At 44.1% G+C, this 16565-nt stretch carries 12 protein-coding genes; 8 read left to right on the top strand and 4 right to left on the bottom strand.

What is annotated here, in order from left to right:
* Positions 1 to 8 precede the first annotated feature (8 nt).
* Both BLS28_RS14345 and BLS28_RS14340 read left to right on the top strand, forming a co-directional pair.
* Complete coding sequence (locus BLS28_RS14345; RefSeq protein ID WP_091168240.1) at positions 9 to 1523, top strand: RagB/SusD family nutrient uptake outer membrane protein; 1515 nt, start codon at positions 9 to 11, stop codon at positions 1521 to 1523.
* Between the two features lie 58 nt (positions 1524 to 1581).
* The gene (locus BLS28_RS14340) at positions 1582 to 3417 is read left to right on the top strand and encodes an alkaline phosphatase (protein ID WP_091168238.1); all 1836 of its coding nucleotides are present in this window, start codon (positions 1582 to 1584) and stop codon (positions 3415 to 3417) included.
* Between the two features lie 92 nt (positions 3418 to 3509).
* On the opposite strand, the gene BLS28_RS14335 is transcribed toward BLS28_RS14340, so the two are convergent.
* From BLS28_RS14335 to BLS28_RS14325, 3 genes are read right to left on the bottom strand one after another with little or no spacing between them, the layout of a single operon-like run.
* Positions 3510 to 4241: an MIP/aquaporin family protein gene (locus BLS28_RS14335; RefSeq protein WP_091168235.1), complete on the bottom strand. Its 732-nt coding sequence runs from the start codon at positions 4239 to 4241 to the stop codon at positions 3510 to 3512.
* 24 nt (positions 4242 to 4265) lie between these two features.
* Entirely contained in the window at positions 4266 to 5780 is a 1515-nt protein-coding gene (glpK, locus tag BLS28_RS14330) for a glycerol kinase GlpK (protein ID WP_091168233.1), read from the bottom strand.
* A gap of 54 nt (positions 5781 to 5834) precedes the next feature.
* A complete protein-coding gene (locus tag BLS28_RS14325) occupies positions 5835 to 7415 on the bottom strand; it encodes a glycerol-3-phosphate dehydrogenase/oxidase (RefSeq protein WP_091168230.1) in 1581 nt (526 codons plus the stop codon).
* A gap of 152 nt (positions 7416 to 7567) precedes the next feature.
* On the opposite strand from BLS28_RS14325, the gene BLS28_RS14320 reads away from it, so the two are divergent.
* Positions 7568 to 8332, top strand: coding sequence for a DeoR/GlpR family DNA-binding transcription regulator (locus BLS28_RS14320; RefSeq protein ID WP_091168226.1), 765 nt, complete (start codon positions 7568 to 7570; stop codon positions 8330 to 8332).
* 183 nt (positions 8333 to 8515) lie between these two features.
* On the opposite strand, the gene BLS28_RS14315 is transcribed toward BLS28_RS14320, so the two are convergent.
* A complete protein-coding gene (locus BLS28_RS14315) occupies positions 8516 to 9544 on the bottom strand; it encodes a LacI family DNA-binding transcriptional regulator (protein ID WP_091168222.1) in 1029 nt (342 codons plus the stop codon).
* A 257-nt stretch (positions 9545 to 9801) separates the two neighbouring features.
* On the opposite strand from BLS28_RS14315, the gene BLS28_RS14310 reads away from it, so the two are divergent.
* From BLS28_RS14310 to BLS28_RS31330, 5 genes are all read left to right on the top strand, one after another.
* Positions 9802 to 10422, top strand: a complete 621-nt coding sequence (locus BLS28_RS14310; protein WP_091168218.1) for an RNA polymerase sigma factor — start codon at positions 9802 to 9804, stop codon at positions 10420 to 10422.
* 79 nt (positions 10423 to 10501) lie between these two features.
* A complete protein-coding gene (locus tag BLS28_RS14305) occupies positions 10502 to 11536 on the top strand; it encodes a FecR family protein (protein ID WP_091168214.1) in 1035 nt (344 codons plus the stop codon).
* Between the two features lie 11 nt (positions 11537 to 11547).
* Complete coding sequence (locus tag BLS28_RS14300) at positions 11548 to 14997, top strand: SusC/RagA family TonB-linked outer membrane protein (protein ID WP_091168210.1); 3450 nt, start codon at positions 11548 to 11550, stop codon at positions 14995 to 14997.
* A gap of 18 nt (positions 14998 to 15015) precedes the next feature.
* On the top strand, positions 15016 to 16038 hold the full coding sequence (locus BLS28_RS14295; RefSeq protein ID WP_256337422.1) for a SusD/RagB family nutrient-binding outer membrane lipoprotein: 1023 nt from the start codon (positions 15016 to 15018) through the stop codon (positions 16036 to 16038).
* Positions 16013 to 16543, top strand: coding sequence for a SusD/RagB family nutrient-binding outer membrane lipoprotein (locus tag BLS28_RS31330; RefSeq protein ID WP_256337421.1), 531 nt, complete (start codon positions 16013 to 16015; stop codon positions 16541 to 16543). Before BLS28_RS14295 ends, BLS28_RS31330 begins: the two co-directional genes overlap by 26 nt.
* The last annotated feature ends 22 nt before the right edge of the window (positions 16544 to 16565 follow it).

Genomic DNA, 16565 nt, shown 5'->3' with positions numbered 1-16565 from the left:
ATATAGAGATGAAATTCAAAAATATAATTAGCAAAGGCTTAATGGGTGCAATGGTTATTGCACTGGCCCAAAGCTGTAAAAAAGGCACTTTAGATAATATTAAACCAACCGGTACGCCAACCAGTACAAACTTCTGGAAAACTGCTGCCGATGCCCAGGCAGCGGCCAATGGTTTGTATGAGAAACAAAGTAACAGCGAAGATCTTTACGGTCGCGGTTTCTTTTGGTTCATTAATGCCAGCGATGACATGGTTGTTGGCCGTACATCTGCCGATAGGGAAAATATCAAAAACTTTATCTGTACCGGCAACGAAAGCAGTATTTACGCTCCATGGCAACTGCATTTTGTAGTGATGAAACGTGCTAATGACGTCATCAACAACGTGCCGAACATCAACATGGACGCAGCTACCAAAAACTTTATTTTGGGCCAGGCTTACTTTATTCATGCTGTAATGCACCTGGAAATTGCCGATCTGTACGGATCGGACAAACAAGGTGCTCCTTTGCAAAATCGCGCTAATCCATTAGCGTTCCCGGCGCAATTGCCCTCAGTTAAAGATAACTACGCTTATATCGAGGCTGATTTGAAAAAGGCAGCTTCTTTATTGCCTTATTTCGATAAACTGGCTGCTGCCGATAAAGGCCGCGCTCATAAAACTGCTGCTTATGCTTATTTGGCTAAAACTTACCTGCATGCTAAGGATTACGCTAATGCCGAAAAATATGCCGACTCGGTTATCCTTAGCGGAAAACATGCTTTGCTAAGTAATTATGCGGATGTGTTCAAGATCGCTAATAACTATAGCTCTGAGTATATCTGGTCGGTTGCAAGTAACCTGAATGGTCAGAGCATTTTGCCTGGTGCTATGTTGGAGAACAAAGGCTGGGGTTTATATAACGGCTTCGGTTATTATCAGCCAACCAAAGAATTGGTTGATGAGTTTGAAGCAGGCGATAAAAGGCTTCCGGCTACTATCCTGCAAAAAGGCGATAGCTTCCAGTATTTCGGTCAAACTTATACTTACCCAATTGGTGGTAAAAGCAACAGCTTAACCGGCTACCAGTTTAATAAATATATGGAACCGTTTAGCTATGCAGGTGGTATTCACGTAAGCCCTAACGGCGATGAACCATCTACAGATTTAAACGTGCCATTATTGCGTTATGCCGAGATCTTGCTGATTAAAGCCGAAGCGCAGATCATGCAGGGTAAAAACGGTGATGCCGCGCTTAACCAGGTGCGTGTACGTGCAGGATTGCCCCCGATTACTAATGCCACAATGGCAAACCTCAAACACGAACGCCGCGTTGAATTGGCTGGTGAGTGGAGTGATCGTAACTTTGACCTGGTACGCTGGGGCGATGCACAGGCAATTTACGCAAAACCGTTACACGGTTCGGATGGCTTAGTTGTGTGGAAAGCTCGTAACTTTGACCCGGCGAGGGATAACGTTTGGCCAATTCCGCCAAAAGATATCCAGATAAGCCAGGGCCAGCTGAAACAGAATGCCGGCTGGTAATTGACATATTGAAACTTACAAAACCGGGCACAGCCCGGTTTTGCTATATCTATACCAAATGAAAAAAAGTACTACCCTAATTACGCTGGCAGCGTTGCTGGCAAACGCCGGCCTCACGGCCAATGCGCAGGTTAAAAACTACACCGTAGCCGACGCGCACTCCCATAACGATTACAAAAACAACATCCCTTTTTACCGGGCCTATGAAAAAGGTTTCGGTTCTATCGAGGCCGACTGTTATGCAGTTAATGGGCAGCTGATGGTGGCTCATGATAAAAAAGAGATTGACGCTAAACGGTCGTTGAAAATCTTGTACATCGATCCGCTGATTGAAAAATTTAAACGAGATCCGCAGCGCCATTTAAGGCTGCTCATCGAAATTAAGGAAGATCATAAGGCGGTATTGCCCTTGGTGATCAAAGAACTGAAACCGTTAGAACAATATTTTGATTATGAAGGTCACCCGGGGAGGTTATCGATAGTGTTGACAGGAGCAGTGCCCCCTGCGGCAGAGATGACCAATTATCCGGCCTGGATCTCTTTTGATGTTGACCATATGAACGGTTTTACTCCGGCGCAATGGAAAAAGATTGGCATGGTAAGCTTTCCGTTTGGTAAATATATGCACTGGAATGGTAAAGGTGTATTGAATAACGAAGAGATCTCGAGGATAAAAGCAGGGATCGATAGCGTACATAACTCCGGTAAAAAGGTCCGTTTTTGGGAAACTCCTGATACCAAAAGCAGTTGGCTGGCGCTGATCCGTTTAGGTGTTGATGTAATTGGCACCGATAAAATAGAAGAGCTTGGCGATTTTCTGAACAAGAAGCCAGCAAGTGAGTACACCGCGCCACAAGAGTATGGCATTTATAAGCCAACGTATAAATCGGACGGTACGGTTAAGAAAGTAAAAAACATCATTTTGTGTATCGGCGATGGCATGGGCTTATCGCAGATCTATTCAACCTATACCGCCAACCGCGGCCAGTTGAATATTTTCCAGATGCTCAACATTGGCTTTTCAGTAACTAATTCTGCCGATGCTTATATCACTGATTCGGCTGCAGGAGCCACCGCTTTTGCATCAGGCCAAAAAACTAACGACAGGGCAGTAGGTGTTGATCCCTCAGGTAAACCGTTGAAATCATTAGCTGACTACAGCGCGGCAGCAGGTAAAAAGACTGCTGATATTGTTGCCTGCGAGCTTACAGATGCAACTCCGGCTGCGTTCTACGCGCATGATTCGGAGCGAAGCCATTCTACTGCTATCGCTAATCAAATTACGTCATCACCTATTGATATTTTCTTAGGCTCGTCATATAAAGATTTTATCTGGCCGGTTAATGGCGAAAGCCCGGTTGATAAAATGAAGAAGAGGGGATACACGGTGATCCGCAACTTTGATGAGTTTTTGAATAGCTCGGCCCCGAAAATCCTGGGTTTGATGGATGATAGCGTAACCCGCCCGAAAATGGAGGGTAGGGGGAATTATCTGCCGCTGGCATTCAATAAAGTAACCCAAACGTTCAAAAATGCCCCTAATGGTTTCTTTATGATGATTGAGGGTTCGCAGATTGACCATGGCGGTCACGCTAACAACTTAAAACAGGTGATCACCGAAAATAGCGACTTTGACCGTGTTGTTGGCGATGCTCTGAAATTTGCCGACGAAGATGGCGAAACCCTGGTAATTGTAACTGCCGATCATGAAACAGGCGGCTTAACCCTGCTTGACGGCAGTATCAACGATGGTTACGTATGGGGCGATTTTAGCACCAATGATCATACCGGTACCCCGGTTCCGGTATTTAGCTACGGCCCGCATTCGCTGGATTTCAGAGGAGTTTACAGCAATACCGAGATCTTTAACAAGATTAAGTCGTTGTTGCAGTAGTAGCACATTGATAGCTGCCGTAGCTTAACAGAGCTTTTAAAGCCTAACGAAGCCTTTAAAACTTCGTTAGGCTAATGCTGTTTTGATGATATTTATAGCTTAATTGAAAGATACAATACAGCAGCAATGGAAGCCCCAACCAATGGGCCGATAATCGGGATCCATGCATAAGCCCAATCGCTCGTTCCTTTGCCTTTTATCGGTAATAGCATATGCATAAAGCGCGGCCCAAGATCACGGGCCGGGTTGATAGCATAGCCGGTAGTGCCTCCTAATGACAAACCGATTACCCAAACCAGTAATGCTACCGGGATAGCGCCTACTGAGCCCAGGCCAATAGGGGTTTTAGCGGGCGTGATTTCGGCACCGGCTATGTAGAAAATGGTGAAGAGCAATACAAAAGCACCAATTATTTCGCTGGCAATGTTTGATATGTAATTACGTACGGCTGGCCCGGTGCAAAATACGGCCAAAATAGAAGCCGGATCATTTGTGCGTTTAAAATGATCGTAATACATGATCCAAACTAAAAATGCACCGATACAAGCGCCCGCAAACTGTGCGATAATGTAGGGCACAACGTTTGCCCAGGCAAACTTACCCGCAATGGCGAGGGCTATGGTTACAGCAGGGTTAAGGTGCGCGCCGCTATACGGACCGGCAACAACTACCCCTACAAAAACGGCTAATCCCCAGGCAGTGGTAATTACTATCCATCCGCTGTTATTTCCCTTGGTATCTTTTAAAACTACGTTGGCCACTACACCATCACCCAACAATATCAGGAGCATGGTGCCTATCAGCTCGGCTACAAATGGAGACATGTTAAAATATTTAAAAGATGGATATTAAATAACTGTTACAGGATGCCCGGAATTTGACCAGCATTGAGCCGTGCTTACCGCACGTTTCCAACCCGCAATGCCCGATTTGACTTCATCAAGATCGTCAGCCGGAGTAAATTCCGCTTCGGCGGCCCACAAGTGCTGAATTTCGGCTATATCTTTCCAATATCCTACAGCCAGTCCGGCCATATAGGCTACACCAAGTGCTGTAGTTTCGGTAACCTCGGGCCGGATCACTTTACAGTTTAATACGTCTGATTGAAACTGCATCAGCAGGTTATTGGCTGTTGCGCCGCCATCTACACGTAGTTCTTTTATCTCCATGCCTGCATCAGCTTCCATCGCTTTAAGCACATCCATGGTTTGGTAGGCTATTGATGATAATGCGGCCCTTGAAATGTGGGCTGCTGTAGCACCCCTGGTTAAACCAACTATAGCCCCCCGAACTTCCGGGTCCCAGTAGGGAGCGCCCAAACCTGCAAACGCGGGTACAAAGTAAACGCCCGCGGTATCTTTTACTGAGGTAGCCAGCTTTTCAACATCTGCCGACGTTTTGATAATGCCCAGCCCATCGCGCAGCCACTGAACAACTGCGCCTCCTATAAAAATGCTGCCCTCAAAGGCGTAGGTGATCTCGCCGTTTATTTTCCAGGCGATGGTGGTAAGCAGGTTGTTTTTTGATTTGATAAACTCGTGCCCGATATTCATCAGCATAAAACAGCCGGTGCCATAAGTATTTTTAACCATGGCTTTATCAATACACATTTGCCCGAATAAAGCCGCATGCTGATCTCCTGCTATGCCTGCTATCGGGATCCGTTGCGCAAACAGATTATTGGCGGTTTGTCCGTACAGCTCGCTTGACTGTTTTACTTCGGGCAAGATACTTTTTGGGATGTTGAACAGTTGTAACAACTCCTCGTCCCACTGTTGGGTGCGGATATTGAACAGCATGGTACGGCCGGCATTGGTTACATCGGTGGCGTGTACTTCGCTGCGGGTTAACTGCCAGATGAGCCAGCTGTCAACCGTTCCAAAGGCCAGTTCGCCGGCTTCTGCCTGCGCTCTTGCACCTTCCACATTATCCAGGATCCATTTAACTTTTGAGCCGGAAAAATAAGCATCGATTACCAGGCCGGTTTTATCGCGGATCATTTCGCTATGACCGTTTTGTTTTAGCTCATCGCAAAAGGCAGCAGTGCGCCTGTCCTGCCAAACAATGGCATTGTGGATGGGGTCGCCGGTTTTGCGGTTCCATACTATGGTGGTTTCGCGTTGGTTAGTTATGCCTATAGCTTTGATATTGCCGCCACCCAGGCCTGCTTTCGCGATGGCCTCCACGGCTACTGCTATCTGCCCAGCCCAAATCTCGTTAGGGTCATGCTCAACCCAGCCGGGTTTGGGAAAATACTGCTTAAATTCTTTTTGTGCCGAAGCAATAATTTTGCCTGCATGATCAAAAATTATGGCCCGTGAGCTGGTAGTACCCTGGTCGAGCGCTAAAATGTATTCCTGCATAATTTGGTTTGGTTTACCTTGGTTTATTTGTTGAATATCACATTAAATTTTATTTTAATGTGGTGTTAGTATATAATTTTTTGCTGTTTCGTTAAATGCTTTAACCTGTGCCGTCTCCCATTCAGCATCTTTCCCCAATTCGCCGGCCATGAGGTGTGCTACTTCGGGAGCCATTTCAATAGCTAAACGGGCATCTAAAAAAAGCACACGGGTACGGCGGGCCAGTATATCTTCAACGGTGCGCGCCATTTCATTTCTTACCGACCAGATCACTTCGCCCTTAGTGTAGCTACATTCGGCATGAACAAGGTTTTTCCAGTTCGGATTCTCTTTGTACAAAGCCAAAACGTTTTCAATATCGGCACCATAAACAAACATTGGGTTTGTGCGGTCGGGATTGGGGCGACTGCCATGGATAGATAAGGAGGCAGTTTTACACGGTATATTATTTAGTCCGCCAACCTCAATTGTTTTATCAACAATATCTTCTGCCATTTTGCGGTAGGTAGTCCACTTACCGCCGGTTATAGTAATTAAACCTGATGCGGAAACAATCAGTTTATGGCTCCGCGAAATTTCTTTTGTTTTTGAGGCTCCATCCTGTGGGGCGGCAAGTGGCCTTAAGCCTGCAAAAACGCTTAGTACATCTGCACGGGTTGGGGCTTTGGTGAGGTATTTACCGGCTGTTCTTAATATAAAGTCTACTTCTTCATCCAGCGCTACCGGCTCCAGGCTGTGCGAGTTAATAGGGGTATCCGTAGTGCCAATCAATAGTTTCTCGTGCCACGGGACAGCGAAAAGCACACGTCCGTCTTCTGTTTTGGGAATCATTAGGGCATCTTCTGCCGGTAAAAATGAACGGTCGAGTACAAGGTGCACACCCTGGCTTGGCCTAACCATCGGTTTTTTCTCCGGCGTATCCATTTTTAGTACGTCATCAACAAATACGCCGGTAGCATTGATCACCGTTTTGGCTTTTAATTGATACCCGGCGCCAGTCTCTGTATCAGTGGCTTTTACGCCTATGATTTTATTAGTAGTATCTTTGATTAATCCGGTTACTTTAAAGTAATTGAGCAGGGTTGCGCTCTGTTCAATGGCGGTTTGCGCCAGGTTAATTGCCAGCCGAGAATCGTCAAATTGCCCGTCATGATAAATAACGCCTCCGTGAAGTCCTTTTTCCTGTATGCCGGGCAAACGTTTAATGGTGTCTTTTTTTGAAATATGCTTTGCTCTGCCAAAGCTTAGTTTACCGGCGAGCAAATCATAAAGGCTGAGGCCGATAGTATAAAAAACACCGTCCCACCAGGAGTAATTGGGGATAATGAAACTTTCGTTTTTTACAAGATGTGGAGCGTTGTTCAATAATAGTCCCCGTTCGCGCAAGGCTTCACGTACCAGGCCTATATCGCCTTGTGCTAAATAGCGTACGCCGCCATGAACCAGTTTAGTAGCACGACTCGAGGTTCCTTTGGCAAAATCGGCCTGTTCAAGTAATAATATAGAGAAGCCACGCGAAGCTGCATCTACAGCCGCGCCAAGTCCGGTAGCCCCACCTCCTATAATAATCAGGTCCCAGATCTTTTCGGTATCATTAAGATGGTTGAGATTGGCCTCTCTGGTAAATGAGTTCATTTTATTTCGATATTTATTCAAATATATAAAATCGAAATAAAATAAAACTAAACGAAATTGAAAATAATTTTATTTGGTTACATTTGACTAACACGGAGCACAGTGAGCTTTGCAAAACATTACAGTCAATTTTTCTGTTTAATTTAGCGATTATGAGTAAAAACACAGACCGGCATAAGTTTATCCTGCAAAAAGTTGATACCGACGGCTTTGTGAATGTACAGGATCTGAGTACCCAGTTAAGTGTTTCGGAAGTTACTATCCGAAAGGACCTGAAACTTTTGGAAGATAAAAACCTGCTTTTCAGAACGCATGGTGGTGCAAGTAAAACAAACCCTTATGCTAATGACAGGCCGGTGGCCGAGAAGGAGAAACTGAACGGCCCCGAAAAAAGAAAAATTGCCGCAGAAGCAGCGATAAGGATAGATACCAATGATTCAGTTATCATAGCCTCCGGTACTACAATGCTTGCCCTTGCCCGTGCCATGCAGCCCAATAAGCATCTTACGGTAGTCACCGCAGCTTTGCCGGTAGCGCTTGAACTTTTGCAGCATCCGCAGGTTGATATTGTTCAATTGGGCGGGCAAATGCGAAACACCTCCTCATCGGTAACCGGTAATTATGCCGAACTGATGCTGGATGATATGTTATGTGGCGTATTGTTTTTAGGAGTAGATGGTATCGATCCTGACATAGGATTGACTACCACAAATTTATCCGAAGCCAGGCTCAATCAAAAAATGATCAATGCTGCTCAAACTACCATTGTGTTGGCCGATAGCACCAAATTTGGTAAGCGGGGCCTGGCCAAAATCTGTGCGCTTGATCAAATCAATGAAATTATTACTGATAGCGGTATAAGCCCGGCAATGCTCAATATGCTGGAAGAAAAGGGGGTGAAGGTAACGGTTGTATAAATGGTTAAGCTTTGTCTTTGTGTTGGAAAGGATATCATTGCGAGCGCAGCAATCTTGTAGCCAATGCATATCCGATTTGAGTAGCTACGAGATTGCCACGTCGCCCCAGATGCTTTTGCCCGCGCCGCTCCTCGCAATGACATGGGGTTTAAACATCAACATTTTAAGTTGTTCTTCATCTTCTCAATACCTCACCGACGACGACCGCACAATCAATTGCGTTTCCACCTTTTCGGTAGTAAACTCTTCAACCGGCCATTTGCTTTCTATGGTTTTAATAAGCATCTCCGTAGCCATTTGTCCAATCTGAAAGGCAGGCTGACGTACAACAGTTAATGGTGGGTCGAACAGGTCAACAACATCCGAATTGGTAAAGCCTGCTATCGCGATATCTCCCGGAACTTTTAAGCCCCATTTTTTTAATATCGATATACTGCTGATGGTGAGCCTGTCGCTGCCACTAAAAATAGCCTCCGGCTTATCGTCCAATGCCAGCAATTCTTTCAGCACGAGCTCCACTTCATCGTGGATCATGCCGCCATGGTTGCAATGTTTAAGGTATTCGGGCCTAAACTCGATACCGTGTTTATCAAGTGCAGCGTTATAGCCTTCAAAGCGCTCATGGCTTATAAGCAGATTATTTGAATTGGTGAGGTGTGCTATTTTGCTAAAACCCGAATTGATCAAAGCTTCGGTGCCGTTAAATGATCCCTGAAAATTATTGGCTATCACTTTGTGAGTGTTCAGGTCAGGCGCCGCCCTGTCAAAAAATACAATAGGAAAACCCTTATCCAGCAGGTATTTATATTGGGAAGTATCAGTTGTTTGGGCTGATAGTGACACCAGCAATCCATCCACATGCCTTGAGAGCAGGTGTTTTACATTGGCACTTTCCCTGTCAAATGACTCATGCGTTTGGGTAATGATAACATGGTATCCACGGTTATAAGCAATAGATTCGATGCCATTAATAGCCTGCGAAAAATAATCATTTGCCACCTCGCAAACCACCACGCCTATGGAGTGGCTTTTTTGCTCTTTAAGGCTTAAAGCGATAGGGTTGGGCCGATAGTTAATTTTTTCAGCGTACTCAAGGACAAGCTTTTTGGTTTCGGTACCTATTTCGTAGCTTCCGTTCAGCGCCCTTGATACCGTTGATGTTGACACACCCAAAGCCTTGGCAATATCCTTAATAGTAACTGATTCAAACATAATTTAGCGTGGCAATCGGTTTTTAAATATCAGGCAATATTGATATGGGCTAAGTTATTTTAAAAATTGAAATATTTGAGTGTTTACCATTGTCAAAAGGGTGTGACTTTTTGGCGATAACTTCTTCAATTCCGGCAAAAGCAATTTTATATCAATTTAATTGTATTATTGATTTTTAATTAGGTGTAAATTTATTGTTATAATTATTACATTGTACCTGATTTCAATTGTAAAACGTTTTATCCCCTGGTTAAGCTATGTCTCACGAACAAATTGTTCATGACGATCATAATACTGCTGTCTGGCTTGCTTTTAAAGAAGGCAATTGGGATGCCTACACGCAACTGTATAACCAGTATTTTAAAATCCTCAATAATTACGGGCACAAATTTACCAGGGACGTTAACGTAATTGAAGATGCCATACATGATCTTTTTATCAGGCTTTGGACAAACAGGGCCGGGCTTGGCAATCCAGCTTCAGTAAAAAACTACCTATTCAAATCATTGCGCAGTATTATTTTCCGCAAGCTGCAATCAAAATCGCGCTTTGTTGACCTTGAAGATGAAGCTGAACATAACTTTCCCTTTGAAATTTCATTCGACCAGCAGCTCATGGCCGATGAGGAAGAACAGGAATTGCAGAAGAAAATTAAATTTCATGTAAAAGCTTTGCCGGCACGGCAGCAGGAAATTATATACCTGCGTTTTTATGAGGGTTTAGGTTATGATGAAATTGCCGATATTATGGAAATAAACATTAGTTCGGCCTATAAACTGATCTATAAAGCTTTTGATAACCTTCAGGATGTGCTAAAAACTTCAAAATTGGCTATTGTTTTAGCCTTGTATTCGTGCTTCTGCATAAACAATTATTAAAAAATAATTTTTTTTTCAGTTTGTAGGGATAATTGGGGCAGGGTGCTGTCTATAAGGAGTAAATAACACCTTATAAACAATGCAGATAGCCAAATACAGTAATTATACCCTGCCGGATTTTTTAGAGGACGATGATTTTCTCCGTTTTGTGATTAACCCCTCACATAACGACACTGTTTTTTGGCAGCAAGTTGCAGCAGAATATCCGCAGCAGAAAGAAATAATAGCCGAAGCTTCAAAAATTATTAAAGCATACCGTAAACAGGATGTTTTTACCAATGAGGCTAATCAATCAAAAGTTTGGCTCAGGATTGAATCAACACTGCAAATAGACCAGGCTAAGCCAAAGATATTCACACTAAGCAGGTTCCTCCGTATCGCTGCAATGTTATTGCTGGTGTCGTCTATCGGCATTTCCTTATGGCTCGTCAAAGGCAGACAAAACGAAATTGATACCACTTTTGGTGAGCTGCGCACTGTTACATTACCCGATGGCTCAACCGTGGTGCTTAATGGTAATTCAAAGTTAACTTACTCCGGTAACTGGGATGAAAAATCGAGGGAGGTTTGGATAAGTGGAGAGGGGCTATTCAATGTAAAACATATCAATAAAGATCCCCGCAATATCAAACCTACTGAAAGATTTATAGTGCATTGCTCTGATATGGATATTGAGGTGTTGGGTACAACTTTTAATGTAAGAAGCAGGCACAATAAAACTAATGTAGGATTAGTACAGGGAAAGATCAGGCTTGACTATGTTGATGCAGCATCCGGAAAACTATCGCTTATTATGAAACCGGGCGATTATGTACAACATGCTTATAGAAAAACCCTTACCCGTATGATCCTGCCGGTTCCTGAAAAAATTACCAAATGGACAAAGCACCAGCTTTTATTTAATGATGCCTCCCTTGCGCAGATCAGCGAGATCATGACCGATGATTACGGCTATCATGTAGATTTTTTAAACCCGGATTTAGCCAATCTCAAAATAGAGGGCGAGATCAACGTTCCCAGTGTTGAGGAACTGATTGAAACTATAGCTACCACACTCCCGGTGAAAATTACCCGAACAGACAAAAATATTACTATAACAAAATTAAACCCCTAAACGAATAACTTATGCAAAAACTCGACTCATCCAATTTTTTAAGATGTTGCTGTTTCCTGATGGTTTTGCTCGGCCAGTCGGCGTATGGTTACGCTCAAATGTCATTGACCAATAACAACAGGTTACATGCACGAAACTTTAGTTACCCGATATCGCAGGTTACCGAAAGTAAGGTGCTTTTGAAAGACGCACTTGAAAACCTGAAAAAACAATTCAATGTTCAGATAGCTTACCAGGAAGGTTTGCTTGATAACAAGTTTGTGCCCACCAATTTAACAAGTAATATCAGTCAGTTTACGCTTGACGATAATTTGAAACAATTATTATCGGCCTTCCAGTTAACATATCGCAAGATAAATGATAACCAAATCTCGATTTTTACAGTGAAGGACCTTACCCTGAACAACGTATCTGTTGCAGCAGTTACATTAACAGGTAAGGTAGTGGATGCAGGCGATGGTCAGCCGGTTGTTGGCGCATCGGTTTATTTAAAAATAGATAACAAGGTAGGCGCAATTACAGATGTTACGGGTAGTTTCAAACTGGTGGTGCCTGATAAATATGCGGGCAAGCCTTTAACCCTGGTGGTTGCCTATGTAGGATATAACCAGGAAGAAGTGCCTGTAAGCGATCCGGTGTCGCCTTTGCAAATTAAACTGGTGCAAAATAACAAAGCTCTTAATGAGGTTGTGGTTACTGCCCTTGGTATCAGCAAGCAAAAAAAATCATTGGGCTATTCGGTGACTGAGGTTAAGGGTACCGAATTTACTCAGGCCCGTGAAAATAACGTAGCCAACGCGCTTACCGGTAAAGTAGCCGGTGTTAACGCGGCGGGCTTATCAACCGGTCCGGGTGGTTCAAGCCGCGTGGTGATCAGGGGTAACGGTGGCCTTGCAGGTGATAACCAGCCGTTATATGTGGTGAACGGTATGCCGATTGATAACAGCGTACCCGGTGGCCCTGCTACGGTTAATGGTATTACCAACAATGTTGACCGCGGCGATGGTATAGCTGCAATAAATCCCGACGATATTGAGTCGATAAGTGTACTTAAAGGCGGTACGGCTGCGGCGCTTTATGGCTCGCGTGCAGCAAATGGCGTTATTTTAATTACAACAAAAAAAGGCCGCATACAAAAAGGTGTGGGCGTAGAATTTAACTCGACGGCCACCTACGATAATGTGGCTGTATTCCCAGATTACCAGTACGAATACGGGCAGGGCGACGGCGGTGTAAAGCCAACTACCCTGGCTGCAGCACAGGCAAGCGGAAGACGCTCGTGGGGTTCAAAAATTGACGGCTCAACCGATTATGTAGCTGTCGACGGGCTTACCCATCCTTATGTTGCACAGAAAAATAACCTTAGAAATTACTATCAAACAGGAAGCACTTATACCAACAGCCTTGCATTTTTAGGTGGTAATGAGGCTTTCACCTACAGATTTTCGGCTGCCGATCTGAATAGTAAAGGTATTTTACCGGGTACAACCTATGATCGTAAAACTTTTAACCTTGCCCTGAACGGTAAACTGAGCGACAAGCTATCTATTGAAGCGTTGGCCCAGTACAACGTTGAAACTGGCCATAATCGTACCGGCGCAGGCGATGCATTGGGTAACCCCAACTGGACACCGCTTGAGGTTGCCAATACCGTTGATGTACGCTGGCTTAAGCCGGGTTACGATGCTTTGGGCAACGAGCAGATCTGGAATGACGCATCCATTGCGTCAAACGGATATTTTGTGATTAATAAATACAAGGAAGATGATGTGAAGAACCGTTTTATTGGCCAGGGGTCGGTTATTTACTCTCCCGTAAAAAACCTTACTTTCAAAGCCACCATCAGCCGCGACTTTTTTAACTATAATTATACCAACATATTGCCAACAGGTACATTATATATCCCTAATGGCCAGTACGCCGGTATCAAATCAGATGTATCTGAAACTAATGAATTAGCGACCGTTAGTTATAAAACAAAGATCATCAGTGATTTAAATGTAAATGTTCTGGGTGGCGTAAACAGCCGTAAATACACAACCAATCAGCTAACGCTTAATGGTTCGCAATTTACCATTCCATATTTTTACAGCTTCACCAATCTTGCGGTTTCATCAACTACACCATATAATGCCAAAATTGTAACCAATTCGGTTTTTGGTTCGGCCGATTTTGATTACAAGAGTTTGTTCTTCTTATCATTCACAGGGAGGAAGGATTGGTTTTCAACACTGAGCCCGAAAAGCAACAGCATATTTTATCCAAGCGTAGGCGGCAGTTTTATCCTGTCTGACGCGGTTAAACTCCCTGAGTTTTTTAACCTTGCTAAACTGCGCGGTTCATGGGCGCAGGTAGGTGGCGGCGCTCCCGATCCATATGTTATCAACCTTACTTACAGTAACGTACCAAGCGCGGGGCAGCCACTGCAAAATGTAACCAGCAATAACATTACTAATAGCAATCTTAAACCATACACGTCAACAACGTTTGAAGGCGGCTTTGAGTTGCAGATGCTTAAGAGCCGTTTAGGTTTGGACGTTACCTTGTATGATCGTAAAACTACTAATGATATCGTAAATACAGCTATTTCTTCAACATCGGGCTACAATAACGTAATCCTGAACGTTGGCGAGGTAAGTAATAGAGGTATTGAGGTATTATTGAACGGTACACCTGTAAAAACAAGCAGCTTTACCTGGACTACAAGCTATAACGTAGCCTATAATGATAACAAAGTAGTTAAACTGGCGCCAGGCCTTAATACTATTCAGCTGGCTACTTCGGTAGGCAACTGGGGTATTTTAGATAATATTGAAGGTAAATCCTTTGGTATGATCGTGGGTACCCGTATGCAAAAGGATGCTAATGGTAATGTAGTGTTTAACGCTACCACGGGCTTACCGGTACAAACCCCACTACAGCAATTGGGTAAAAGCGTTGCCCCGCTTACCATGGGTTTAACCAACGAATTCAGGTATAAACGGTTCTCGTTAAACTTCCTGGTTGATGGCAAATTTGGTAACAAGGTGTTTTCGGTTATGGAGGTTTACGCCACCCGTTTGGGCTTGATGAAATCAACGTTGCCGGGTCGCGAAAACGGCTTAGTATTGAACGGTGTTGATCAAACCGGCGCGCCTTATACCCGTACGGTGCCGGTGAGCGGGTTAAGATCATACTATGATAATTATAAAACGTATTCCGACTTGTTTTTACACGATGGCAGCTTTGTTAAACTTCGCCAGGTTATCCTGTCATACGCGCTTCCAACAAGTCTTTTAAACAAAGTTAAGATCCAGTCGGCCAGCATCTCCTTTGTGGCCCGAAACCTTTGGACTATTTATAAGCAAACAGACAATTTTGATCCGGAGCAAAGTTTTACCAACAGTAATGCACAGGGCTTCGAGTCTATCGGTTTACCACGTACCCGCTCACTTGGTGTAAACCTGGCTGTTAAGTTTTAATACTTTAAATTGAAAACGATGAAAAGACATTTAACCAAATATATTTATTGTTCCCTGGTAATTCTCGGCATTATCACCACGCAATCGTGTACCAAAAATTTTGATACGCTTAATGTTAACCCGGATGCCTCATCAAAGGCGGTACCACAATACATTTTTACCAAAGCCCAGTATGATGGCACGGCCCGCATGCTTGATTTGTTGCTGGGTACTATGCAGTACACTACCAGCTTTAATGATGTGGCCGGCTTCGGTTCAAAATATGTGTTGAGCCAGAGCCCGCAGTCGGCAGCAGCTTTCACTAATGCTTACCCAAATGAAATCAACGAATTAGTTGAGGTTTTAAAGGCCATTGGCACCGATGCTTCGCTCGTAAACCTGCAGGCCGAAGCGAGGATCTGGAAAGTATATTGCTTTAGCAGACTTACCGACTTGTATGGTGATATCCCATATTCGCAAGCTGCACAGGGTTATAACCAGGCTATATATAAGCCTGCTTACGATGCACAAAAAGACATCTATGCCGATTTATTGAAAGAGCTTGACCAGGCAGCCCAAAGCCTTGATGCAACCAAAGCAACCTTTGGTTCGGCTGATTTAATTTACGGTGGCAATACCGTAAAATGGAAAAAGTTTGCCTATTCACTCATGCTCAGGTGTGCCATGCGCATGACCAAAGTTGATATTGCCCAGGCTCAAAGCTGGGCCACAAAAGCAATAGCCGGCGGCGTTATTACGGATGATGCAGATGTGGCCAAAGTAGTGTATGTGGGCGCAGGTCAGGATATCAACAAAAACCCTTTGGCGCTTGACCTTTATAATAATGACTACATAGCAGGTAACGGCAGCACTAACACTGAAGGCGGTAAATACCAGGATGTGTTTATTAATTATCTGAAAGCCAATAAGGACCCGCGTTTGGCTGTGGTATCTGTAGTATGGAACGGTGGTGTGGCTGATCTCGGCTATTCAAAAAGGTATGTCATCAGGATTGAATGCCAAACCTGCGGATTTTGTGACCTATTCGGAACCAAATCCTAAAACCCTATTGCTGCTAAATTCTCCGCGATTGGTTTTTACAGCTGCCGAAAGCTACTTCCTGTTATCTGAAGCTGCGGCAAGGGGATGGTATACAACCGCTACCGCCGAGTCATTATACCAAAATGGTATTGCTGCTTCTATGCGCCAATGGAGCATCATTGCAGGCAGCGCAGGTACTATAACAACTACCCAGATCAACTCATACATCAATGCGCACCCGTTCAATACAGCTGGCACGCTTGATCAAAAAATGGAGCAGATCTATACCCAGTTTTGGGTTGGTATATTTCCTGATGCGCAGGAGGTTTTTGCAAGCTACAGGCGTACGGGCTACCCCGCACTTGTACCTAATAATTACGTTGGCAATGCTACAGGCGGTAAAATATTCAGGCGGATGTTGTATCCAGTTGGCGAGCAAAACCTTAACGCGGCATCATACGCTGCTGCCCTTGCACGGCAAGGTTCGGATGATTTTTTAACCAGGATATGGTGGGATAAACAATAGTGTTTAAGTTTGATTAATTGAT

Origin of the sequence: Mucilaginibacter gossypii (assembly GCF_900100945.1) — a bacterium.
Lineage (GTDB): Bacteria > Bacteroidota > Bacteroidia > Sphingobacteriales > Sphingobacteriaceae > Mucilaginibacter > Mucilaginibacter gossypii.
The sequence above is the reverse complement of the archived record's forward strand: the minus strand, read 5'-3'. Positions and strand labels throughout refer to the sequence as shown.

Excerpts from the sequence above, each read along its gene's own strand:
- BLS28_RS14320 (WP_091168226.1), top strand. The coding sequence starts at position 7,568 with ATGAGTAAAAACACAGACCGGCATAAGTTTATCCTGCAAAAAGTTGAT.
- BLS28_RS14295 (WP_256337422.1), top strand. The coding sequence starts at position 15,016 with ATGAAAAGACATTTAACCAAATATATTTATTGTTCCCTGGTAATTCTC.
- BLS28_RS14335 (WP_091168235.1), bottom strand. The coding sequence starts at position 4,241 with ATGTCTCCATTTGTAGCCGAGCTGATAGGCACCATGCTCCTGATATTG.
- BLS28_RS14325 (WP_091168230.1), bottom strand. The coding sequence starts at position 7,415 with ATGAACTCATTTACCAGAGAGGCCAATCTCAACCATCTTAATGATACC.
- glpK (WP_091168233.1), bottom strand. The coding sequence starts at position 5,780 with ATGCAGGAATACATTTTAGCGCTCGACCAGGGTACTACCAGCTCACGG.
- BLS28_RS14315 (WP_091168222.1), bottom strand. The coding sequence starts at position 9,544 with ATGTTTGAATCAGTTACTATTAAGGATATTGCCAAGGCTTTGGGTGTG.
- BLS28_RS14340 (WP_091168238.1), top strand. The coding sequence starts at position 1,582 with ATGAAAAAAAGTACTACCCTAATTACGCTGGCAGCGTTGCTGGCAAAC.
- BLS28_RS14345 (WP_091168240.1), top strand. The coding sequence starts at position 9 with ATGAAATTCAAAAATATAATTAGCAAAGGCTTAATGGGTGCAATGGTT.
- BLS28_RS14310 (WP_091168218.1), top strand. The coding sequence starts at position 9,802 with ATGTCTCACGAACAAATTGTTCATGACGATCATAATACTGCTGTCTGG.
- BLS28_RS14305 (WP_091168214.1), top strand. The coding sequence starts at position 10,502 with ATGCAGATAGCCAAATACAGTAATTATACCCTGCCGGATTTTTTAGAG.
- BLS28_RS14300 (WP_091168210.1), top strand. The coding sequence starts at position 11,548 with ATGCAAAAACTCGACTCATCCAATTTTTTAAGATGTTGCTGTTTCCTG.